Consider the following 22,110-nt stretch of genomic DNA (forward strand, 5'->3'; position numbering starts at 1 on the left):
CTGTGTCATTTTTCTTATACAGACTCTTCTTTCCATAATAAAATCATGAAACCATTTTTTATATTATCGGGCTATTCTTTTGCCCTATACATTGCTACGCTATTGTTGATTGATTTTGAGGGGATGCTGCTGAACGAAGTGTTAAATGATGATGTTTTGGAGCTCTCATTTAAGGAAATCCAGGCAACGATCGACAAAGTGCTGTTCTGGAACAGGTTCAGTGTGCTGTTTGCCTTTCTGATGTTTGTGGTAAAGTGTTTTTTGGTGGCAATATTGCTTTATGCGGGGTTGTTTTTTGCTGACCGGTATAAGGAGGTAAGGCTGGGGACGCTTTTTGGTATTGCGGTATATGCGGAAGTGGTTTTTGTAATCGCCGGATTGGTGAAGCTAGTTTACGTGTCGGCTTATGGTCTCAGCTATCAGGAGTTTGTTACTTTTTATCCCTTATCGATGACCAATCTCTTTGATTTGGAAAACATTCATCCAGTTTTCAGCTATCCGCTACAGTTGGTTAATTTGTTTGAGTTGGCCTATGTGTTTGTATTGGTGTATTTGGTAAAGGAGGAACTGGAACTGAGCATGCTTAAAAGTTCTCACATTGTCTTGGGGTCCTATGGTACGGCTCTGTTTTGTTGGGGGGTGTTTATAGTCTTTATTACCTTGAATATGTCGTGATATGAGAAATAGGCTTAAGCTTATTGTGCTCTTTTTGGTGATCGTTTTTCTTGGGGTGATGGGGTGTCTGATCATGGATCGGGTAAAGAAAAAGAAAATAGTGGCAGAGAGGGTTCGCCAGTTTCCCGATTTTACGCTCTACAGGGCTGATGGAGAAAAGCTTGTCACTGAAGAGCTGTCTTATGATCAGCCGATCATTTTGATTTATTTTAATTCTACTTGTTACCTGTGCCAAAAGGAAATAGAGGCCATTAAGGAAAGGTTGGAGGAATTTGAGGATGTCCAAATATTGTTGGTTTCTAGCGAACAGGTTAAGGTGATCTGTAAATTTGCCAAAAGGATGGAATTGAATAATTGTAAAAACATACATTGGTTCCAAGATAAGGGCATGGAGGTGGCTGTGTATTATGATATAGGCAGTGTTCCGGAGATTTTTCTTTATGATCGCTCGGGTAGTTTGGTCAGAAGTTACCAAGGGACGGTGAAGGTGGATAAGTTATTGGATAGCTTTTGAGATGAAATTTTTGAGACTTTTTTGGGTTTGGGTCCAAGTCTCTCAACTTGGACCTGTCGTCACGGATTATGAGACAGTGCTACAATCCAACAAATAGACGATTTGACCATACTTTTAATCCAAAAGGAAGTTATTGACAAAGGTGCTTTTCAAGGTGAGCCAGATAAAGAAGAAGATAATGGCGAAGAACAAATAGGGTCTATAGAAATCCTGTGTTTCCTTATACCTTGATTCTAGGATCTCTGCTTTCTCCATTTGGTTGATCTGCTCAAATATGTTCTCCAGGGCATTGTCATCCGAGGCCCGGAAGAACTGCCCTTTTCCAATTCTGGCCAAATCCCTCAAGGTGGTTTCGTTCAAATAGGTTTCTACCATTTGAGGTCTGCCAAAAAAGTCCGTTCCATATGGGACCATACCGTCTTTCCCTACCGCAATGGTATATATTTTAATGTCCATGGCCTCTGCCAGTTCAGCAGCGAAGGTAGGATCTACATTACCGGCATTGTTGTCCCCATCACTGAGCAAAACCATCACTTTGGATTTGGAATCAGATTCACGCATTCTGTTGGTAGCAGTAGCCACAGCACTACCGATGGCTGTACCTTTTACATCCATCATATCAAATGATATGTCTTCTATCAAGTCAGTCAGTAATTCATAGTCTGTGGTCAAAGGAGCAAGGGAAAATGCTTCACCGGCAAAAATGACCATGCCTATTCGGTCTCCAAACCGGCCATTGATAAAATCAATGGCAGTAGCTTTGGCGGCTTCCAACCTGTTGGGCTCGAAATCCTGCAAGTCCATGGATTCTGAAATATCCAATACCAGCATGATGTCAATACCTTCTGTGCTTTGCTCCACCTTTTCATTGGACCGCTGTGGTCTGGCCAAGGCAATAATAATCATCAGCATGGCCAGAGAAAAGAAGAGTGTGGGGACTAACCTCAAATAAGTCCAGGGATTACTGCTTGATACACTTTCCGGTAGAGAAAGTTCCAGCGATGGATTTTTAAGGATTTTAGTGAACTTTCTGATCAATAATATCAGAGGCACTATCCAAAGAAGGTGCAAGGCCCAAGGGTTTTCCCATTCGTAAGAGCGAAAGGTCTCAGGGAAAAACCAGTTCAGCGAAAACCATTCTGCTATATCACTTGCTCTCATGGATTTCTTTGATTTTTTGGTGATACATATCTTCGCACACTGATTTTAATTTATCACAAGTCGCCAATAGGTCTTCAGAGGTCCTGTTGGCATAAATGATGATCTCAATTTTTCTGAAATCATTGACCAGGTCAGGTAATTCCATGAACGCTCCAATTTCAGTGGCCGTCCATTCCCTGTAAGGTTTACCGGTCAATTCTTCCATATAATCTTTCCAAAGCCAAAGGGTTTCATCAGCAACCTGTAAGCTTGGATTGGATTGTAAGGTTTGTACTGCTGAAGTCCATTTACCAAGAAATTTCTTATGCTTCTTCTTTATTTTTCTAATGGCCCATTCTTTTTGGAATTTATTACCAAATAAAAGGATAGAGCCTATAATGACGATAAGGAGTATGCCCAAAAACATCAACAAATAAGGGTAGTTGAATTCCTTGGGAATGGCTTGGTACTTATCATTGTCCTTGAAGGTAAGCTCCTCTGGCATTGGCTTGATGGTCAATTCCAAGTTTAGGTTGTCTTCAATAGGAGAATGCTGAATGCTGTCGTATTTTAATATTTCAAATACAGGAAGAGAATAGGACTTTACTGGATCCAAAGAGAAATTGGAAAGATAGTAAATGGCACTGTCCAGTGTGACACTATCGGGGGTATAGGAGGTAAATGTTTGTTTCTCCAAGAAAGCAAAATCCTGATAGTTAAAAGTAGAATCTGGAAAAACAATATTCATTTCCGAAGGATATTCCGCCTTCAGAACATAGCCTACTCTTTCCCCTAATTTGGCAGAATCCTGGAGGAAATAGCCATCCAACTTCAGCTTTTGGGCCTGAAGGTTAGAAGAGAATATTACTAATAAAATGCTAATGAAGAATCCTTTGAACTTACCCACGCTTCATGGTTTTATTCCTGTACCTAAATAATTCGATCAATGGAAGGACAATGTCTTCCTGGGTATCAATGGGGAGATAGTTAATCTGATTTTTTTTGCATAATTCTTTTAAAGAGCTTCTGTCTTTGGTAAATGTATCGGAAATCTTTTTGGAAAAACTACCAAAAGCCGTGTTGACCCAAGTCGTTTTGCCTTCTTCCTTATCAAAAACCGGGATGATTCCCAAGGAAGGTAAAGCTGATTCACGGGGATCTGTTACCTGAATGGCCACCACATCATGTTTTTCCCCCAGGGCTTTGAATGATCTTTCATAATTCTCATCGATGAAATCTGAGATCACTATGATGATGCTTCTTTTCTTGATCAGGTTAAGGGAAAAAGTGAACATCTCATTGAGATTGGTTTTGATGGATTTGTTTTCATGCTTGAAAATTCCTCTAATCACTTTTACTCCTTGCTTAGGGCCTTTTCCAGGAAGAATAACTTTTTCTTTTTGATCTGAAAAAGACACCAAGGCTACTTGGCTGCCCTCATGAATGGCTGCTAAGGTCAGTACTCCAGCGATTTCCTTTCCCAAGTCGATTTTTTTTCTTCTCTCATCACCAATATCCTGAGATCCGCTGATGTCCAAAAGAAAATAGACAGACTGATCCTTGTCTTCCTTAAAAGTTTTGACAAAGGTGCCGTGTCCTTTTGCGGATACTTTCCATTCAATGGTACGGACATCATCACCGTATTGGTATGGCCTCAAGTCATCGAATTCAAGGCCCGCTCCTTTGAAAATGGACTGATAATCACCCTGTAGGTGGTTATTGGCCACCTTTCTGATCATGATTTCGTATTTCCTAAGTTTTTTAAGCAGTTGCTTCATGGGCTAATTCTTTCCGAGGGCCTAAATTTAATGGACTAGATTGAATAATAAAACGAGTAATGGATAACATATTATCTAAATTTCAACGGAATTGGCTAATTTTGCATTGTGAAAAAAATAATAATCTTCATTATCGCCCTTTCGGGACTGCTGTCTTGCTCCAAAGAAGGGCAGCCTGATTATTTATTGTCCGAAGATAAAATGGTGGAAATCATGGTAGATATCCACTTGGCTGAAGGCATGGCTAGTTCTTTGCCTGTCTCCTATGATTCTTCCAAGAAACTTTATCCATTATTTGAAAGTCGTGTTTTTGAAAATCATCAAGTGATAGATACGGTGTATATGGAAAGTTTGGAATATTATCTGAGGGATACCGAAAAGATGGAGGAACTATATGGTCGGGTGATTGATTCACTTAATGTGAAAGAAAAAGAAGGAAAATAAAGTATGCTATATCCGGATAATCTTGAGTCCAAGATTAATTTTGATAAAATAAAAGAGTGGATCAAGGAAGAATGTACCAGTAAATTGGGTACTGATATTGTTCAGAAAGTGTCTTTTTCAAAAGATATCAATTTGCTGAACAAACTGTTGGACCAAACAGAAGAGTTTCGTCAGATTTTATTGTCCGGTGAAATGTTCCCTTCATCCAACTTTCTGAATATCTATCCTTATTTGGATAAGGCCAAGATCGAAGGGACTTTTTTGTATGAGGATGATTTTCATGAAATCCGCCTTTCATTACTTACGCTCAAGGGCTGTGTAGATTTCTTTACGAAATTTCAAGAAGAGTACCCCCAGCTTTTTCAACTGTTGGGATTGGTGAATCTTGATAATACCTTGCTGAGATCTATTGAGAAGGTGTTGGATGATAAAGGTAAAATCAAAAACAATGCAACGCGCGAACTGGGTTTGATCAGGGCGCAGATCCTTTATGAGGAAAACCGACTCAGAAAGGTTTTGGATAGGATCTTTCGTGAAGCGAAGGCCAAGGGGTTGACACCTGATGACGCATCGATAACCATACGAGGAGGCAGGATGGTGATGCCTGTACTAGCAGAGAATAAAAGGAAAATCAAAGGTTTTGTGCATGATGAATCTGCTACCGGACAAACTGTGTTTTTGGAGCCTGCTGAGGTTTTGGATATCAATAATGAGCTTAAGGAATTGGAGTATATGGAGCGCAGGGAGGTCCAAAAGATACTTACCGAGCTTACGGATACTTTAAGACCCTTTATTCCAGAACTAAAAAGTGCATTCCGCTTTTTGGGTATGGTGGATTTTATTCGTGCTAAGGCCAAGCTGGCATTGAAAATGGATGCAAGCAAGCCTACACTTCAAAAGGGAAAAGTCATAGAATGGTACAATGCCCGCCACCCTGTTTTGGAACAGGCGCTTAAGCAGCAAGACAGGAAGATTGTACCCCTGAACATTCACTTGGACCATAATAGCCGTCTTTTGGTGATTTCTGGGCCCAATGCAGGAGGAAAGTCTGTTACCCTCAAAACCGTAGCCTTGGTGCAGTATATGCTGCAATGTGGCTTGTTGGTCCCTATGGACCCGCATTCAAAATGTACGGTGTTCCAGAATTTCTTCATTGATATTGGGGATGAGCAAAATATTGAAAATGACCTGAGTACCTATAGCTCACATTTGATGAGCATGAAGTATTTTACACAGTTTGCCGATAAGAAATCCATCTTCTTTATTGATGAATTTGGTACAGGTACGGAACCCCAGTTTGGTGGGGCCATTGCCGAATCCATTTTATTGGCCCTGAATAAATCAGGAGCCTATGGGGTAGTGACCACTCACTACGGCAACCTAAAGCAGATAGCTGCCAAAAATCAAGGAATGACCAATGGGGCTATGCGTTTTGATGTGGATAAACTGGAGCCTCTTTACCAGCTAGAAATAGGCAAGCCAGGTAGTTCCTTTGCATTGGAAATAGCGACCAAAATTGGGATTTCCAAGGAAATTATTGGTTATGCGAAGGAACAGATTGGTGATGAAAGGGTAAGGTATGATAAGCTGTTGAATAAGCTAGAGTCAGAAAAATCCAAATATGAAAGGCTTTTGGACGAAGCACAGCGAAAGGAGAGGTTACTTACCAAAAGGTTAAAAGAATATAATGAGCTTAAGGAAACCATTGAAGGTAACCAAAAGCAATTGATCCAACAGGCCAAGTTGGAAGCCAAAGCAATATTGGATGGTGCGAACAGTAAGATAGAGGAAACTATTCGATCCATTAAGGAAAATAAGGCAGAGAAAGCGGCTACTCAAAAGGCAAGAAAGGACCTGGAAAGTTTAAAAACTGCTATCAAGCCGGATAAAAGCATCAAGCCTAAACTGTCCCAAGAAATTAAAGTCATAGCAGGTGAAATCAAGGAAGGAGATCATGTCCGCTTGAAAGATAATGGGGCAATTGCTGAGGTGCTTTCTATTAGGAATAAGGATGTTGAAATCAGCATTGGGGATCTTAAGTCCAATGTCAAACTGAACAGACTGGAAAAAATCTCCAATACTGCCCTTAAGAAAGAGAAGAAAGCCATTGCCTCAAGAATGGGCTTTGATACTTCGTCAAAAATGAGGGACTTCTCTCCTAATTTGGATTTGAGAGGAAAGCGTGGGGAGGAGGTTTTAGCAATTGTTCAAAATTTTGTAGATGAAGGCCATATGTTAGGTGTAAAAGACCTAAGGATTGTGCATGGTAAAGGAGATGGCATTTTAAGGGAGATTACGCGTAATTTGCTGCGAACTATGCCAGCTGTAGGGAAATTTGAGGATGAGCATGCTGATAGGGGAGGAGCTGGTGTTACCTTGGTGACCTTAAGATAAATTATGGCTGGGCCGGTGGAAGTTTATAGGCTTGTCTGACTAAAAGCTTCCATTGGTCATTGTCATATCTCCAGACCATCATGATGCCGATTTTGACCTTTCCAGGTACTCCGCCATCATTGGTTTCTGCTAGAAGTGTATGCCTAGCAATTCCAATATTGTCAACGACCTCATAGTTTTGATTTTGCAGGTCCATGCTGATAAAATCAGAAGCTCCACTTAATAGGCTTTCAATGAATTTCTCCTGATTTTCTATTTTTCCATTGGAATGTCCATAGGAAAGTTTTTTGTCCGTCAGTATTTTGAGCTTGGCTTTATCTGGGCTGATCATGGTTTCTGTCAGTTTTTGGACTGCATTGACCAGTTCAATAGAGGTTTCAGATTGTGCCTGACTGAAATGGCAACTAGCCCATAAAAAAGAGAATATTAGAGCTAAGCTTTTCATGGTACAGGTTATTCTGCTTTCAACTCAAATTTATAAGATCCTGCCAGTGCTTTTACCCTTCCATTGGTGGGGGTAGGTACGGTGAATTCCAAAACTAAATTGCTTCCTGCTCCAGAGAAGGAAATTTCTTCTCCTGCCGCGGGTTGAGATCCTGTGAGGGTGATTTTATCAAAGTTACTTCCAGAAAAAGACCAGTTTCCACTTCCGTCATAGAGGTTGTTGGGATTGCTGGTGGTATAGGCTTTGGTGCTTCCGTTGGATGAAAAAGTAATTTCAAAATCTGCCCACTCAGCTGTTTCGTCTGTACCATTATGGGTGACAGCTCCTCCGCCTATTACTACCCAAGTTTGACTGCCCTCACCAGTTAGCTTTTCAGTGGCTATTTGTTCAGGAGTTTTGGATGGTGTTGGATCGTCTTTACTACCGCAAGAAAAAAACGTAACCAAAGAAAAAAATAAGAGGTATGATGCGAATAGTTTTTTCATAGTCTATCAAATAAATTTTCAAGTAAATATAAGGATATTCAATTGAAATCAAAGGGACTTTTGAAGCTTGTAATCTTCGATGTGTAAGGTCTGATCACAAAAGGAATATTCCTTAGGTTCGTTAGAACCTATAAAAATAGTTCTGTTCTTTCCATATTTTTCCACGAGACTGAGGTACCATTCTACTCCTTTTTTATCGAGGTTAGAGGTTGGTTCGTCCAGGATCAGCAAGGGAACATCGGAAAAGAAACAAAGTCCTAATTTAAGCCGCTGTTTCATGCCGGAAGAAAAATAGGAGATTTGCTTGTTCCTAGCTGCTGTCAAGTACATGATTTCGATCATTTGCTTGATGTTCATTCCAGCTATGGGGGATTTAAATTCAAAGTGGAACTGGAGTAGTTCGAAAAGCGTGAATTCTTCAGGCAGCTCCATATAGGGAGCGCTTATGGCAAGTTTTTGATAAAGTTCAGGTGCTTGAATAGGGGTGTTTTCGTAAAAATATTCCACACTGCCCTCGGTAAAAGGAGTGGTTCCGGCAAGACACTTTAATAAAGTGGACTTACCAGAACCATTGCTGCCAGTAATGGCGATTTTTGTGTTGGAACTTATATGTAGATCCAGGTTTCTAAATATCCAGTCATACTGGAATCGCTTTGCAGCATGCTTTAGCCTGACCTCTAGCATTGTTTAGTTAATATATCCTTTCATCACTCCTCGTTCGGAGGACCTGATAAAGTTAACAATCTCATCTCTTTCCTTGGTAGCAGGTAGATTGATTTCTATTTCCTCTAGCGCCCTACTGTTATTGAGGCTATTAAGGAAAAGGTACCTGTATACTTCCTGAATATGACTAATGGATTCATTGGAGAATCCTCTTCTTCTCAGTCCCAGTGAATTGACACCTGCATAGCTCAATGGTTCCCTAGCTGCCTTGGTGAACGGTGGTACATCCTTTCTTACCAATGAACCACCAGAAATCATGGAGTGCATTCCGATTTTGACAAATTGGTGAATAGCACTACTGCCCCCGATAATTGCCCAGTCGTCGATGGAAACATGCCCAGCTACCTGAACAGTATTAGCAATGATCACATTGTCTCCTACACTACAGTCGTGGGCAATGTGTACATAGGCCATTAAAAGACAGTTGCTGCCAATCTTGGTAACTCGTTTGTCAATAGTTCCACGGCTTACGGTAACACATTCTCTGATAGTTGTGTTATTTCCAATTTCGACAGTAGAATCTTCACCTTGGAATTTCAGGTCCTGCGGAACGCCTGCAATTACCGCTCCGGGGAATATTTTGCAGTTTTTGCCGATTTTTGCTCCAGGGTATATGGTTACATTGGAACCGATCCAAGTACCATCTCCGATTTCTACATTTTCATGAATAACCGAAAAAGGGTCAATGCTTACATTTTCACCGACTTTGGCATTTTCATGTACTTGTGATAGCTTACTTATCATGCGTCTTTTCTTACAATACTAGCAGTCATTACGGCTTCACAGACCAATGTGTTCCCCACATAGGCTTCACCTTTCATTTTTGCAATCCCTCTTCTTATTGGGGACAATAGTTCACACTTGAATACCAAAGTATCTCCAGGTAAGACCATTTTACGGAACTTGCAGCTTTCTATTCCTAAGAAATAAGTCCAGTAATTTTCCGGGTCATCCACTGTGCTAAGCACAAGAATGCCGCCAGTCTGTGCCATGGCTTCTACTTGTAATACTCCTGGCATGACAGGATTGTTTGGGAAATGCCCCATAAAAAACGGCTCGTTGATGGTAACATTCTTAACCCCAGCAACTACCGTGTCGTCAAGATAAATGATTTTATCCAAAAGTTGAAAAGGATATCTATGTGGAAGGATATTCCCAATCTGGTTAATATCCATCACAGGAGGAAGTTTCGGGTCATAGTGTGGAATATGACTCGGTCCTGCTTTTTCCATTGCCCTTTTTAGTTTTTTGGCAAAAGCAACATTGGCTGCATGACCGGGTCTTGCTGCCAGTATTTGGGCTTTTAAAGGCCTGCCTACTAATGCAAGATCCCCCACTACATCAAGTAGCTTATGTCTAGCAGGTTCGTTTTTATAACGTAACTCTACATTATTGAGAATTCCTTCTTGTCTTACCTCTACCTTCGGCTTATTGAACATTTTAGCCAAGCCATCCAATTCCTGGTCAGTGACAATACGGTCTACGACCACTATGGCATTGTTCAGGTCTCCTCCTTGAATGAGGTTTTGATTGTAAAGCATCTCCAGTTCGTGAAGGAAACAGAAGGTCCTACAAGAAGCTATTTCAGATTTAAATTGGCTGATGTCAGTAATGGATGCATGCTGACTGCCCAATACGGGTGAATTATAGTCCACCATTACAGTCACCCTGTAATCATCCAATGGCAAAGCGGCCATTTCTACTTCACGGGCTGAATCTCTATAATGAATACTCTCAGGAACTTCAAAGAAGCGTCTTAGGGCATTTTGTTCTTGCAAGCCTGCATCTTCCAGGATGTTGATGAACTGTATGGAACTGCCATCCATGATTGGCGGCTCTGGTCCATCCAATTGGATGAGTACATTGTCTATTTCAAGGCCTACCAAAGCAGCTAATACATGCTCTACGGTAAAGACTCTGGCGCCACTCTGTTCTATAGTAGTTCCTCTGGATACATCTACTACATTGTCTACATCCGCATCAATGATGGGAGAACCTTCAAGATCAATTCTTTGGAACTTGTATCCGTGATTGGGAGGAGCAGGTACAAATGTCATATTGGCCATTACACCAGTGTGTAGACCAACTCCAGATACTGTTACCTGTTTTCCTATGGTATGCTGTTTAACTTTCATTAATGATGTTTTTGGGGCATCCTTTTGTATTCGCCCACAAATTTATTGTTTTTTTTCCAGATCTTTAATTTTATTCTGTAGACTTGGCAGATTTTTAAAAATGGAGTAGGACTTTAAGAATTCCTTCATTTCATATCCAATATACCCAAAAATTGTCTGGCCTGGTTTGATGATGGATTTGGAGATACCTGTTTTGGCGCCTATGGTTGTATTGTCGGCAATTTTTAAGTGGCCAATTATGCCTACTTGGCCGGCGATAACACAGTTTTTTCCAATTTCTGTAGATCCTGAAATCCCTGATTGTGCAGCGATCACTGTGTTTTCCCCAATGATTACATTATGGGCGATTTGAACGAGGTTGTCAATTTTTACTCCCTTCTTGATGATAGTAGAGCCCATCGTGGCACAGTCAATGGTACTGTTCGAGCCTATACTGACATTGTCTTCAATAAGTACGTTGCCCAATTGAGGGATGTTTTTGTACGTTTTATCTTCTTGAGGTGCAAAACCAAAACCATCAGCACCTATGACTACATTAGGATGCAATTCGCAATTATTCCCAATGATAGATTCATTATAGATCTTAACCCCTGCGTGAATGATACAGTTGTCACCAATACTTACCTTGTCACCAATATAGGCTTGGGAATGGATGATGACATTATTCCCTATTTTACAATCTTTGCCTATATAACTGAAAGCAGCCCTGTAACCTCCTTCTCCAAATTTACTGGAGCCATCCATAAAGGAAGGTTGTTCCACTCCTGTTTTGGAATGTTTAGTGAATTGGGCATAGGCCTCCAATAACTGGGTGAAACCAGAATAGGGGTCCTTTACTTTTATAAGTATGGTGTTAATAGGCTTTGCAGGGGAAAAATCTTTGGCCACAATTACAGCTGTAGAGTTAGTGCTGTAAAGGTACGGTTCATATTTCATATTGGACAAAAAGCTTATCCCCCCTTCAGTTCCATCTTGGATCTTGTCCAGTCTACTAACTTTTTTGGTGCCATCACCTTCGATTTCTCCGTTTAAAAGCTCTGCAATCTGACTAACGGTAAATTCCATGAGTTTTTAATTAAGTTATCGCAAAGTTAAATCTTTAGCCCGACAAGCATAATACTTTTTGACAATTTTGCTCATGGCTTTAATATTGGGTAGGTCCGCTGCTTGTGCAACGTCGATGACCTCTCCCTTTTTGGTTAAAATTAGGATGCTTTCCTTGGCCACATAGGCATTGTTTGATATAGAGCCATAGGAAAAGAAATAGGGGAGTTCCTCCTCAGAAATGTTAAGGTTACGGATCATTTTTCTTTCCATCTCCATTAGTTCATCTTTCTTCAAGGGAAGATTACTTAATTTGATTTTAAAAAGGTTTCTGGTCAAAAACATATCGGCTATATTGCTCAAAACAAGATCTTTGTTCTTTTGCCATAGTTTAACTGCCCCCCAAATATCAAAATCATCCATGCTGGCGAATATTTCCTGAAGGTCTTTAGAGTGCTGGAAATCCTTTAAGGTGAAATTGTTTTGGAGGAAATAACTAAGTGCTTCAGAACCTTGTAGATTGGTGCCGGATTGTTGAAGGTCTTTTGCCCGTTTTATCAAGTTAATCAGCATTTTTTCAGCACTAACTGTCGTTTTATGAAGATAAACCTGCCAATACATCAACCTTCTGGCACTGAGGAAGTTCTCAATGCTGTAAAGTCCTTTTTCCTCAACGACAATCTGATCATCTTTAATATTCATCATTTTTATGATCCTATCAGCACCGATGGTCCCTTCAGAAACTCCTGTAAAGAAACAGTCCCGCTGTAAATAATCTAGGCGGTCTATGTCAAGTTGACTGGAAACTAATTGATGAAAGAACTTTCTTTCATAATTATTCTTAAATATTCTTAACGCTAGGTCGAGCTGGCCGTTTAATTGTTTGTTGAGAGATTCCATGAGCAAAAGGGATAATGACTCATGGGGAATACCTTTTAATAAAGTGTATTCGAGGGCATGTGAAAAAGGTCCATGTCCTATATCATGCAATAGAATGGCAATTAATGACGCTTCATATTCTTGATCACTTATTTCGTGCCCCTTATTCCGTAGATTGTCCAGGGTGATGCTCATCAGGTGCATGGCCCCCAAGGCATGGTGAAATCTGGTGTGCAGTGCTCCAGGATAGACAAAGTCTGTTAGACCCAGTTGTTTGATCCTTCTTAACCTTTGGAAATAAGGATGGTCAATAATAGTGAAAATCAACTCGCTGGGAATGGTGATAAAACCGTAAACAGGATCGTTAAGAATTTTATGGCTTTTCAATTGCCTAAGAATTAGTTGATAGAAATCAAAAGTAGTTATAAATTTATAAGAAATAAACCGGAAAAGATGCAAAAATTTAAAATTCTCTGGGCAGATGATGAGATTGACCTACTTAAGCCTCATATCATGTTTTTGGAGCAAAAAGGATACGAAATCACTACCGTCAACAGTGGCAATGATGCAGTTGAAATGGTGGAAAACTCCAATTATGATGTGATATTTTTAGATGAAATGATGCCTGGGATGACTGGTTTGGAGACTTTACAGCAAGTCAAAATACTGAAGCCTCAGACTCCAGTGGTAATGATTACCAAAAGTGAAGAAGAGCATATCATGGACGATGCAATTGGGGGTAAGATAGCTGATTACCTGATTAAGCCCATTAACCCAAGCCAGATTTTATTGTCGGTAAAAAAGATTCTTCAAAACAAACAACTGATCAGTGAGAAGACAAATATGTCCTATCAACAGGATTTTTCTCGGATCAGTATGGCCTATAATGATGCCATTGATCATGAAGAATGGGCAGATATTTACAAGAAGTTGACTTATTGGGAATTGGAGATTGATAAGACAGAAAATAAAAGCATGCAGGAAGTTTTGGATACACAGAAATCCGAAGCCAATGCCAACTTTGCCCGGTTTATCAAAGATAATTATTTGGATTGGCTCAATGATGCTGATGCTGATAAGCCCATTTTGTCACATAGGGTAATGAAGGAAAAAGTCTTTCCCCATCTTCAAGATAGCAATAAACCCTTGTTTTTCGTGGTCATCGATAATCTGAGATTGGATCAGTGGGAAATTATAGAACCTCTGTTAAGTGATTATTTTAACGTTAAATCTGAGGATACTTATTATAGTATTTTGCCTACGACTACAGCTTATGCAAGAAATGCCCTTTTCAGTGGAATGATGCCATTGGATATGGCCAGATTCCATCCTGATTTGTGGGAAGGAGAAGATACTGATGAGGGGAAAAATAACCATGAAAAAGAATTTTTGGAAGTTAATTTGAAGAAAAACAGGCTTCAGTCAAAATTCAGTTATCATAAAATTTTACAGGCAAGCCAGGGTAAATCAGTTCTGGAGCAGTTTCAAAATTTGATGAATAATGACCTGAATGTTTTGGTTTATAATTTTGTGGATATGATGTCACATGCCAGAACGGATATGAAAATGATCAGGGAGCTTGCTCCTGATGAGTCAGCTTATAGGTCTATCACAGAAAGCTGGTTCCTGCATAGTTCACTATTCGAATTATTTAAGAAGGTCAGTGAAGCCGGCTGTGATGTGATCGTGACCACTGATCATGGGACGAAAAGGGTGAACAGACCATATAAAATTATAGGTGACAGAAAGGTAACTACTAACTTAAGGTACAAACAAGGGAAAAACCTGAATTTCGAATCCGGAAAGGTTTTTGAGATCAGCAGGCCTGAGGAAGCCAAATTGCCGAGATTTAATGTTTCCACGAGCTATGTTTTTGCGGTAGAAGATTATTTCTTTGCATATCCGAACAATTACAATTATTATGTAAATTACTACAAAGATACATTCCAACATGGAGGGGTTTCTTTGGAGGAGGTAATTGTACCAATTATGCACCTTTCACCAAAGCAGTATTAAGGAAACATTGAAAAAGATTAAATGTGAAGATAAAAGCCAACTGCCCGAAGTAGCCAAACGGATCATTGAAACATGTGAAGATTTGTCCATTTGGGTGTTTATGGGGAATATGGGGGCTGGAAAAACTACCTTGATTAAAGCCATTGCCAAGGCATTTGGTGTGGGAGATCTAGTTAGCAGCCCATCTTTTTCCATAGTCAATGAATATGAGAATGAGCAGGGAGAAGTTTTTTATCACTTTGATTTCTATAGGGTAGAGGAACAGGAAGAGGTGCTGGAGATAGGAGTTGACGAGTATTTCTATAGTGGTCGATATTGTTGGTTGGAGTGGGCCGAAAAAATTCCGGATTACCTCCCAGAGGAATTTTATTTGATTTCTATTGAAGTCACTGGAGAAGAAACAAGGGAAATTAGTATAAAAAAGATACAGGATGGGAGCTAAAATGGCAGAGATAAGCAAAGAGGCAGGAATATATCCCAAAGAAGCCTTGGCCAGGGTCAAAAGCTCTGATCATTCGATTTTGATAGGATTGCCGAAGGAAAACGAGGCGCATGAAAAAAGGATGGTGCTTACTCCAGAAGCAGTAGCATTGCTGGTTAACAATAACCAGCGGGTGATCGTGGAGTCAGGGGCTGGTCGTGCTTCCAAGTTTTCCGATAAGGAGTATGCCGACGCAGGAGCTAAGGTCGTTTATTCTTCCAAAGAAGCATTTGAAGCGGAAGTAGTGCTGAAAGTAGAACCACCTTCATTGGAAGAAATAGCATATATGACCCCTGGTAGCTGCTTGATTTCTGCATTGCAATTAGGGAAGCAAAAGGCCGAGTATATTCATTCACTCAACAGGAAAAAGATTACTGCTGTTTCATTTGAGAATTTAGAGGACAAGGTAGGAGGGATGCCTGTGGTACGAGCAATGAGTGAGATTGCAGGAAGCACGGTAATGCTTATTGCCGCCGAATATTTGAGCAGTGAGAAAAAAGGAGGGAAAGGCTTGATTCTTGGGGGGATCACAGGAGTTCCTCCGACACAAGTGGTTATTATAGGTGCAGGAACTGTTGCGGAGTATGCTGCAAGGACTGGGCTTGGACTAGGCGCAAGTATCAAGATTTTTGATAATCATCTATATAAGCTTAGGCGAATCAAGCAGCTTCTTGGGCAACAGGTATATACTTCAACAATAGATAATTTTACTTTGGGTGAAGCGCTTAAGGAAGCCGATGTGGTGATTGGTGCCTTAAGGGCTGAAAAAGGACGGTCAAAGGTAGTCGTTTCAGAAGAGATGGTTGCAGCGATGATGCCTGGAAGTGTGTTGATCGATGTAAGTATTGATCAGGGAGGCTGTATAGAGACTTCCAGAATGACTTCCCATGAAAAACCAGCCTATAGTTTATACGATATTATTCATTATTGTGTGCCCAATATTGCTTCAAGGGTTTCCAGGACTGCTTCAGTTTCTCTGAGTAATATTTTTACGCCAATACTTTTGCAAATGGCAGATTTGGGCGGTGCTGAGGAAATGATTTTTAATTATAAGTGGTTTATGAAGGGGGTTTATACTTATAGGGGAAGCCTAACAAATGCTCATTTAGGGAGAAAGTTCCAAATGAATCATAAGGAGCTTCAATTGTTATTGGCAGCGCGGTATTAGGATAGCAACTTTTGACGTAATAGGAATTCCAATTGCTCGTTGGCTTTGATGAGGTCATCAGTAAGTTTTTTGTTTTCCTTTCGAAGGGAAAAAACCTCGTAAGCGTTTTTGATCACTGTTTTCATATAATCCTCTTCCCAAGGTTTGGTGAGGTAATGGTACACTTGCCCTTTGTTGATTGCATCGATTACAGCTTGGATATCGGTATAACCAGTTAATAAAATCCTAATCGGGTCGGGGTAAAGAGGTATAATGGATTCCAGGAATTCCACACCCGTTTCTTCCGGCATCCTTTGGTCTGTAATGATGAGGTCGATTTCCTTAGATTTTAAAATTTCTCTTCCTTCCTCAGCAGAAATTGCAAGGTGGACTTTGTACTCACGTCTAAAAGTAGCTTTAAATGCTTGAAGGTTGTTTTCTTCATCATCTACATAAAGAATTCGTATTTTTTCTTTTGTCGATTCACTCATGTGCTAATCTTTGAATTCAATGCTTACCTTGGTGAGATATGCGGCATTTAGTTTGAATTGGAACAAATATTTTTTAATCTAGTACAAATATATGTCTAAAACTGTCATCCATACTCAATTTAAGTAAATCTATTTAGAATTTTCGGTTTTTTTTCGAGTGATTTTTTTCTTTTTTCATTTAATTACAATGTCAATAATATAACTTTACTTGCGTTTGACATAAGAAATATCACCAAGGTATAAATGAAATTGAATTTTATAAAAGGATCAAATCCAAATTGGGAGGCGATAATATTGCCCGCAGAGCCTAACAATGAGGAAGAAGTTAAGCTGTTAGAGGAGTTGAAAAATGATCCAGTGGTAGAGAAAATCGACCATTTGGATGGTCAGATGGCTGAATTGATCAAGATAAACCATCCGCAGGATGGTTTAAGTGATGATGAGTTGGCTCCAATGGTTAAAGAATTTTTTGCTAATCAACCCAGGGATAAGTATGGTTGCTGGGTTTATTATCATTGGAGAAGACAGCTGGTCCGTCTCCTTTCAAAGGAAGATTTTGTTCAAGTGAGGACATCCAGGAACCAGTACAAAATCACCAAAGAAGAGCAAGAGCTATTATCAACCAAAAAAATTGGGGTGATTGGTCTATCTGTAGGACAAAGTGTAGCTCTTAGTTTGGCAATGGAAAGGTCCTTTGGAGAATTGAGGATAGCTGATTTTGACACGCTGGAATTAAGCAATATGAATAGGATCAGGACTGGAGTTTATCACCTTGGTGTGAAAAAGGCCTGGATGGTTTCCAGGGAAATAGCAGAGATTGATCCTTTTTTGAAAGTGGTTATTTATGAGGAGGGGATTACTGATGACAATATAAATGAGTTTTTTGAAAGCAACGGAGGCCTAGATTTATTGGTTGAGGAGTGTGATAGTCTTCCAGTAAAAATAAAGAGTAGGATAAAAGCCAAATCCCTAAAAATACCTGTAATCATGGATACAAGTGATCGGGGGCTAATGGATATTGAGCGATTTGACGATGAACCCCAAAGACCCATTTTCCATGGATTTCTTGAGGAATTTGGCGAAGAAAATGAATTGGCAGAAATTTTACAAGAGAGGTATAAAGAAATTTTAATGTCAATTTTGGATTTTGACCAGTTGTCCGAAAGGCTAAAGATGAGTATGGAACAGATAGGTAAAACAATAACGACATGGCCTCAATTGGCTTCCTCTGTAATTATGGGAGGAGCAATGGGAGCTCATTATGCTCGAATGATCTTGCTGAACCAAAAAGTCCCTTCGAAAAGGTTTTATGTTGATTTGGAAGAGGTAATAGGTGGTTTAGATGAAGGTTAGGATAAAAGCAATCAGAGCCATAAGCGATACTACAACAACAGACAAGTATATTGACGGACATTTCTCTGTATTGGAATCCTATGGTGTCACTAAGGTGACTTCTGCGGACAGGTCTTGGGTAGAAAATCCTAATGTATACCTATTGGTAGTTGAATCAGAAGATGGTTCGCAGGTTTTTGGTGGGGGAAGAGTACAGATTAAATGTGATAAATTTCAATTGCCCTTGGAACCAGCGATCAGAGAAAAGGATACAAGGATAATTGAACATATGTCCGAATTTGAGGACTTGGAAGTAGCAGAACTTTGTGGTGTATGGAATTCAAGAGAGATAGCTGGGTATGGGATTGGTAGCATATTTTTAATCAGAGCAGGTGTAGCGGTAGCTTCTCTACTTGGTTTAAAGTGTTTAATGGGGTTTTGTTCCCCTTTTACAGTGGCAAGGTGCCAGACTTTAGGCTTTAAGGTGATAGAAGATTTGGGAGACAAGGGTACTTTTTTGTATCCTAAAGAGGGGCTGATAGCAACGATTTTGGATATTAAAGATCTCCATGAATTACCAAATGCATTGTGTGAAGAAAGAGAAAAAATTAATTTTCTTCGTGAAAATCCTTGTCATTCAGCAAATGAGAGTAGTGAGAAAGGGGAGTTTACTATAATTTATGATTTAAAAATTTAGTTTGATAAGATGAAGCTGTTAAGAATACTGTCTGCAACCAGTAAGTTTATCGTATTATTTTGTTTATCGGCCTTAGTATTCCTATTTGGATCTTGTTCAGGATCGGAGCAGCATGATGCAAACTCAAAAATGAGCATTGAAAAACTCAGCTTGCTGGAACAAAAGGGCGAAAGTTTTGCAGACTATACAGTTAAAGAAGAATTGAAAATACAGGGGGGCGTAGATTTAGGGATCATAAAGGATACAATTTTTGTAAAGGTTCAGTTGAACAGGGGGAGCTTGTCACCGGAGGACCCTTTGGTTTTGGAAGCGAAGACTCCATCTATTCGCTTTATAGAGCTATTTCAAAAAAGTGAAAATGGTGATTATGTTTCTTTAGGAAAGAAGGGGACTAGCATGATCGGTGAATTTAGCTTGATTGAAAGCAATTTTTCTCCTGCGTTTGAGGTTGATAGGTTGGGATCAGGGGATTTTATTTTTAAAATATATTCACATGAACCATTGGTTGTTGATATCTCAACTTATAAGAAGCGGGATTTTGCAAGCTATAATGCCAATAGGAGCATATTGTTCAATATCTATATTGGGATTATGCTCGCTTTATTTTTATACAACCTGATTTTGTACTTCTCCGTCAGTGACAAGGTTTATCTGGTTTATTGTTTATATACCTTGTTTATTACTTTGGCACAGCTTTCTTTGGCAGGATACTCTTCTTTGGTGATTTTTAAGTCAAATTATGCGCTCTATGAAAGTAGCATTGTCCTCTTTTCCGGTATGTCAGGGCTTTTTGCAGTTATGTTTATTCGGATCTTTTTAAAGACTCCTAGAATAATACCAGTTCTTGATAAGGTTTTGCTGTTGATAGGAGGGATTTATTTGATTGTATTGGTATCTAGACTATTTTCTTTCATTGAGATCAGTTATAGGTTAACGGATTTGGCTGGTATGTTAGTGGCCATTTTCTTTTTTTGGTCAGGTGTGCTGACTGCAAAAAAAGGTTACAGACCGGCAATTTACTTTTTGATAGCTTGGTCATTTTTCTTGATTGGAGTAGTCCTTTTCGTATTGAAGAATTTGGGGATAGCTGTTTTTCCTGAATTAGCTAGTTTCCCCATGTTGATAGGTACTGCATTGGAGGCCATATTACTTTCGCTGGCATTGGCGAACAGGATAAATATTTTAAAAAAGGAAAAGGAGCAGGAGCAACAAAAAACATTCCATGCGCTGAAGGAAAATGAAAGGTTGATCAAGGAACAGAATGTTATTTTGGAGGAAAAAGTTAAATTGAGGACGGAGGAATTGGAAAAAACGCTAAACAATCTTCAAAATACCCAAACCCAATTGGTCAATCAGGAAAAGATGGCTTCTCTTGGGCAGTTGACTGCTGGAATTGCGCATGAGATCAATAATCCGATCAATTTTGTCAGTTCCAATGTGTCCCCTTTGAAAAGGGATATAAAGGATATTATAGAGATTGTAGATGCTTATAGAGAGAAAGGCAAGTCTGAGTTTTCAAAGGAATCCCTTGAGGATCTTCAAGAACTGGAGGAAGATCTTGAGTTCGATTATTTGATAGAAGAGATTGGTTTATTGTTAAAGGGCATGGAAGACGGAGCAAAGAGAACCGTCGAAATTGTCAAGGGACTAAGGTTGTTTTCTAGGGTGGACGAACAAGATGTTAAAAAAGTAGATCTACATGATGGGATCAATAGTACTTTGGTGCTACTAAACAGTACCATGGGTAAGATTGAAATTAGAAAGGAGTATGGGAATATACCAATGGTAGAATGTTTGGCTGGCAAGATCAACCAAGTGTTCATGAATATTATTAGCAACGCTATACAAGCTTTAGGTGAGCAAGGGAGTGAAAACCCTGCTCCTGAGATTTTAATAAAAACAATATCCCAAAATGGGAATGTCATATTGGAGATAGGAGACAATGGTCCTGGCATGCCAGAACATGTCCGAGAAAGAATTTTTGAACCCTTTTTTACGACAAAGGCTGTAGGGAAGGGAACTGGTTTGGGCTTATCAATTGTGTATAAGATTATCGAAAATCATAAAGGTACATTAGACGTAATTACCGAGCCCGGAAAAGGAAGCAAATTTGTAATTAAGTTACCTGTATATCAAAAGACACCTAAAAATGAGCAGTAAAATCCATGTTTTATATTTAGACGACGAGGATAATAATCTACACTCGTTCAAGGCCAGCCTCCGAAAGGATTTTAAAATTTTTACGGCCATAAATGCTGAGGAAGGTTTGAAGAAGGCTCGTGAAAATGATATTCATGTGGTTATTGCAGACCAGAGAATGCCCGGGATGACAGGAGTGGAATTTTTTGAGAAATTGGTTGAAATAAAGCCAGATCCAATCCGTATTTTGCTGACTGGATATTCAGATATTGCCAGTGTCATTGATGCCATCAATAAGGGTGAGGTATATAGGTTTATCGACAAGCCATGGAATATTGAGCAAATTAAAAATGCTATTAAAACAGCTGCTGATATTTATTTTACAAGGAAGGAACTCAAGGAAAAAAATCAGCGATTGGAGAAAATGCATTCCGAGATGAACCAATTTGTCTACAGTCTTTCTCATGAGCTTAGAGGGCCTCTGATGAGTATTTCAGGAGTTTCCAAATTGGCAAAGATGGAATGTACAGATAATCGAATATTGGAGTATTTTGAAATGATCGATTCGGCAACTTTTAAGCTGGATGATTTTATCTATAAAATGCTCGATTTTTATCGTTCTACTAAAATCGACAATGTAATCACTTCCATTGATTTTAATGAGTTGCTGGAACAACAGTATGAAGCTTATAATAATAAATGGGACCTCAGCGATATTCAGCTAGAAGTCAATATTCATCAAGAAGAGAATTTTGATTCTGATGAGGCAAAGCTACGGGTGATATTCAATAACCTTTTCAGTAATGCTTTTAAGTTTCAGCAGGAGGGGAATCCGGATAAATTTATCAAGGTGGATGTCCAAGTTCGGGGGGGCAAGGCAATTATAGAGGTTTCTGATAATGGCATCGGTATAGATGAAAAATATCAAAACGAGGTGTTTGAATTGTTTCACAGGGCTACACAGAAAAATGTGGGGGCAGGTATAGGTTTATATATGGTAAAGGAATCAGTAGAACAGCTGGAGGGAGACATAGCCTTGCATTCTGCAGTTGGTGGAGGTACTTCTTTTAAGATTACCATCCCCTCTTTATGATAATGAAATAGAAAAAGGAGCTGGCCTTATGAAGCGCCCCCAAAAAGTTAGGTACTTA

General features: G+C 39.5%; 22 protein-coding genes. 11 read left to right on the forward strand and 11 right to left on the reverse strand.

Annotated features, from left to right (window positions below; translation table 11 throughout):
* The first annotated feature begins 45 nt into the window (after positions 1-45).
* Together H7U17_RS08290 and H7U17_RS08295 are read left to right on the forward strand one after the other, a co-directional pair.
* Positions 46-675, forward strand: a complete 630-nt coding sequence (locus H7U17_RS08290) for a hypothetical protein (RefSeq protein ID WP_186756241.1) — start codon at positions 46-48, stop codon at positions 673-675.
* A 1-nt stretch (position 676) separates the two neighbouring features.
* Positions 677-1,189 (forward strand): peroxiredoxin family protein, encoded by a 513-nt coding sequence (locus H7U17_RS08295; RefSeq protein ID WP_186756242.1) that lies wholly within the window; start codon positions 677-679, stop codon positions 1,187-1,189.
* A 114-nt stretch (positions 1,190-1,303) separates the two neighbouring features.
* On the opposite strand, the gene H7U17_RS08300 is transcribed toward H7U17_RS08295, so the two are convergent.
* From H7U17_RS08300 to H7U17_RS08310, 3 genes are read right to left on the reverse strand one after another with little or no spacing between them, the layout of a single operon-like run.
* Entirely contained in the window at positions 1,304-2,350 is a 1,047-nt protein-coding gene (locus tag H7U17_RS08300; protein ID WP_186756243.1) for a vWA domain-containing protein, read from the reverse strand.
* Entirely contained in the window at positions 2,337-3,236 is a 900-nt protein-coding gene (locus tag H7U17_RS08305) for a hypothetical protein (protein WP_186756244.1), read from the reverse strand. The genes H7U17_RS08300 and H7U17_RS08305 overlap by 14 nt, the downstream gene beginning before the upstream one ends.
* On the reverse strand, positions 3,229-4,107 hold the full coding sequence (locus H7U17_RS08310) for a DUF58 domain-containing protein (protein WP_186756245.1): 879 nt from the start codon (positions 4,105-4,107) through the stop codon (positions 3,229-3,231). Before H7U17_RS08310 ends, H7U17_RS08305 begins: the two co-directional genes overlap by 8 nt.
* 108 nt (positions 4,108-4,215) lie before the next feature.
* On the opposite strand from H7U17_RS08310, the gene H7U17_RS08315 reads away from it, so the two are divergent.
* On the forward strand, positions 4,216-4,551 hold the full coding sequence (locus tag H7U17_RS08315; protein ID WP_186756246.1) for a DUF4296 domain-containing protein: 336 nt from the start codon (positions 4,216-4,218) through the stop codon (positions 4,549-4,551).
* Between the two features lie 3 nt (positions 4,552-4,554).
* Positions 4,555-6,945 (forward strand): endonuclease MutS2, encoded by a 2,391-nt coding sequence (locus H7U17_RS08320; protein WP_186756247.1) that lies wholly within the window; start codon positions 4,555-4,557, stop codon positions 6,943-6,945.
* A gap of 1 nt (position 6,946) precedes the next feature.
* Here H7U17_RS08320 and H7U17_RS08325 read toward each other — a convergent pair whose 3' ends face one another.
* Genes H7U17_RS08325 through H7U17_RS08355 form a run of 7 tightly spaced genes read right to left on the reverse strand, consistent with a single transcriptional unit; the run spans position 6,947 to position 13,043 of the window.
* On the reverse strand, positions 6,947-7,390 hold the full coding sequence (locus tag H7U17_RS08325; RefSeq protein WP_186756248.1) for a nuclear transport factor 2 family protein: 444 nt from the start codon (positions 7,388-7,390) through the stop codon (positions 6,947-6,949).
* 8 nt (positions 7,391-7,398) lie between these two features.
* Positions 7,399-7,875: a hypothetical protein gene (locus tag H7U17_RS08330; protein WP_186756249.1), complete on the reverse strand. Its 477-nt coding sequence runs from the start codon at positions 7,873-7,875 to the stop codon at positions 7,399-7,401.
* A 48-nt stretch (positions 7,876-7,923) separates the two neighbouring features.
* Positions 7,924-8,559 (reverse strand): ABC transporter ATP-binding protein, encoded by a 636-nt coding sequence (locus H7U17_RS08335; RefSeq protein ID WP_186756250.1) that lies wholly within the window; start codon positions 8,557-8,559, stop codon positions 7,924-7,926.
* A gap of 3 nt (positions 8,560-8,562) precedes the next feature.
* Complete coding sequence (gene lpxA, locus H7U17_RS08340) at positions 8,563-9,342, reverse strand: acyl-ACP--UDP-N-acetylglucosamine O-acyltransferase (RefSeq protein ID WP_186756251.1); 780 nt, start codon at positions 9,340-9,342, stop codon at positions 8,563-8,565.
* Positions 9,339-10,733 (reverse strand): bifunctional UDP-3-O-[3-hydroxymyristoyl] N-acetylglucosamine deacetylase/3-hydroxyacyl-ACP dehydratase, encoded by a 1,395-nt coding sequence (locus tag H7U17_RS08345; protein ID WP_186756252.1) that lies wholly within the window; start codon positions 10,731-10,733, stop codon positions 9,339-9,341. Before H7U17_RS08345 ends, lpxA begins: the two co-directional genes overlap by 4 nt.
* 42 nt (positions 10,734-10,775) lie before the next feature.
* Positions 10,776-11,798: a UDP-3-O-(3-hydroxymyristoyl)glucosamine N-acyltransferase gene (lpxD, locus tag H7U17_RS08350; protein WP_186756253.1), complete on the reverse strand. Its 1,023-nt coding sequence runs from the start codon at positions 11,796-11,798 to the stop codon at positions 10,776-10,778.
* Positions 11,799-11,813: 15 nt separating this feature from the next.
* The gene (locus H7U17_RS08355; RefSeq protein WP_186756254.1) at positions 11,814-13,043 is read right to left on the reverse strand and encodes an HD domain-containing protein; all 1,230 of its coding nucleotides are present in this window, start codon (positions 13,041-13,043) and stop codon (positions 11,814-11,816) included.
* Between the two features lie 66 nt (positions 13,044-13,109).
* Between H7U17_RS08355 and porX the strand changes: the two genes are divergently transcribed.
* From porX to H7U17_RS08370, 3 genes are read left to right on the forward strand one after another with little or no spacing between them, the layout of a single operon-like run.
* Positions 13,110-14,672, forward strand: coding sequence for a T9SS response regulator signal transducer PorX (porX, locus tag H7U17_RS08360; protein WP_186756255.1), 1,563 nt, complete (start codon positions 13,110-13,112; stop codon positions 14,670-14,672).
* A gap of 7 nt (positions 14,673-14,679) precedes the next feature.
* Positions 14,680-15,114 (forward strand): tRNA (adenosine(37)-N6)-threonylcarbamoyltransferase complex ATPase subunit type 1 TsaE, encoded by a 435-nt coding sequence (tsaE, locus tag H7U17_RS08365; RefSeq protein ID WP_186756256.1) that lies wholly within the window; start codon positions 14,680-14,682, stop codon positions 15,112-15,114.
* Positions 15,104-16,321 carry an alanine dehydrogenase gene (locus H7U17_RS08370; RefSeq protein ID WP_186756257.1) on the forward strand — a complete coding sequence of 406 codons (1,218 nt, stop codon included), beginning with the start codon at positions 15,104-15,106 and terminating at the stop codon, positions 16,319-16,321. Before tsaE ends, H7U17_RS08370 begins: the two co-directional genes overlap by 11 nt.
* Here the strand turns inward: H7U17_RS08370 and H7U17_RS08375 are convergent.
* Entirely contained in the window at positions 16,318-16,791 is a 474-nt protein-coding gene (locus H7U17_RS08375) for a response regulator (RefSeq protein ID WP_186756258.1), read from the reverse strand. The two genes, H7U17_RS08370 and H7U17_RS08375, sit on opposite strands and share 4 nt — an antisense overlap.
* A gap of 243 nt (positions 16,792-17,034) precedes the next feature.
* Between H7U17_RS08375 and H7U17_RS08380 the strand changes: the two genes are divergently transcribed.
* The 4 genes from H7U17_RS08380 to H7U17_RS08395 are packed head-to-tail and all read left to right on the forward strand — an operon-like array spanning position 17,035 to position 22,052.
* Complete coding sequence (locus H7U17_RS08380) at positions 17,035-18,144, forward strand: ThiF family adenylyltransferase (RefSeq protein WP_186756259.1); 1,110 nt, start codon at positions 17,035-17,037, stop codon at positions 18,142-18,144.
* Positions 18,134-18,820 (forward strand): hypothetical protein, encoded by a 687-nt coding sequence (locus H7U17_RS08385; RefSeq protein WP_186756260.1) that lies wholly within the window; start codon positions 18,134-18,136, stop codon positions 18,818-18,820. The genes H7U17_RS08380 and H7U17_RS08385 overlap by 11 nt, the downstream gene beginning before the upstream one ends.
* Before the next feature lie 9 nt (positions 18,821-18,829).
* Positions 18,830-20,980 carry a 7TM diverse intracellular signaling domain-containing protein gene (locus H7U17_RS08390; protein ID WP_230981329.1) on the forward strand — a complete coding sequence of 717 codons (2,151 nt, stop codon included), beginning with the start codon at positions 18,830-18,832 and terminating at the stop codon, positions 20,978-20,980.
* Positions 20,970-22,052 carry a hybrid sensor histidine kinase/response regulator gene (locus H7U17_RS08395; protein ID WP_186756261.1) on the forward strand — a complete coding sequence of 361 codons (1,083 nt, stop codon included), beginning with the start codon at positions 20,970-20,972 and terminating at the stop codon, positions 22,050-22,052. Before H7U17_RS08390 ends, H7U17_RS08395 begins: the two co-directional genes overlap by 11 nt.
* Positions 22,053-22,110 lie beyond the last annotated feature (58 nt).

The organism is Echinicola salinicaeni (assembly GCF_014280965.1).
Classification (GTDB): Bacteria; Bacteroidota; Bacteroidia; order Cytophagales; family Cyclobacteriaceae; genus Echinicola; species Echinicola salinicaeni.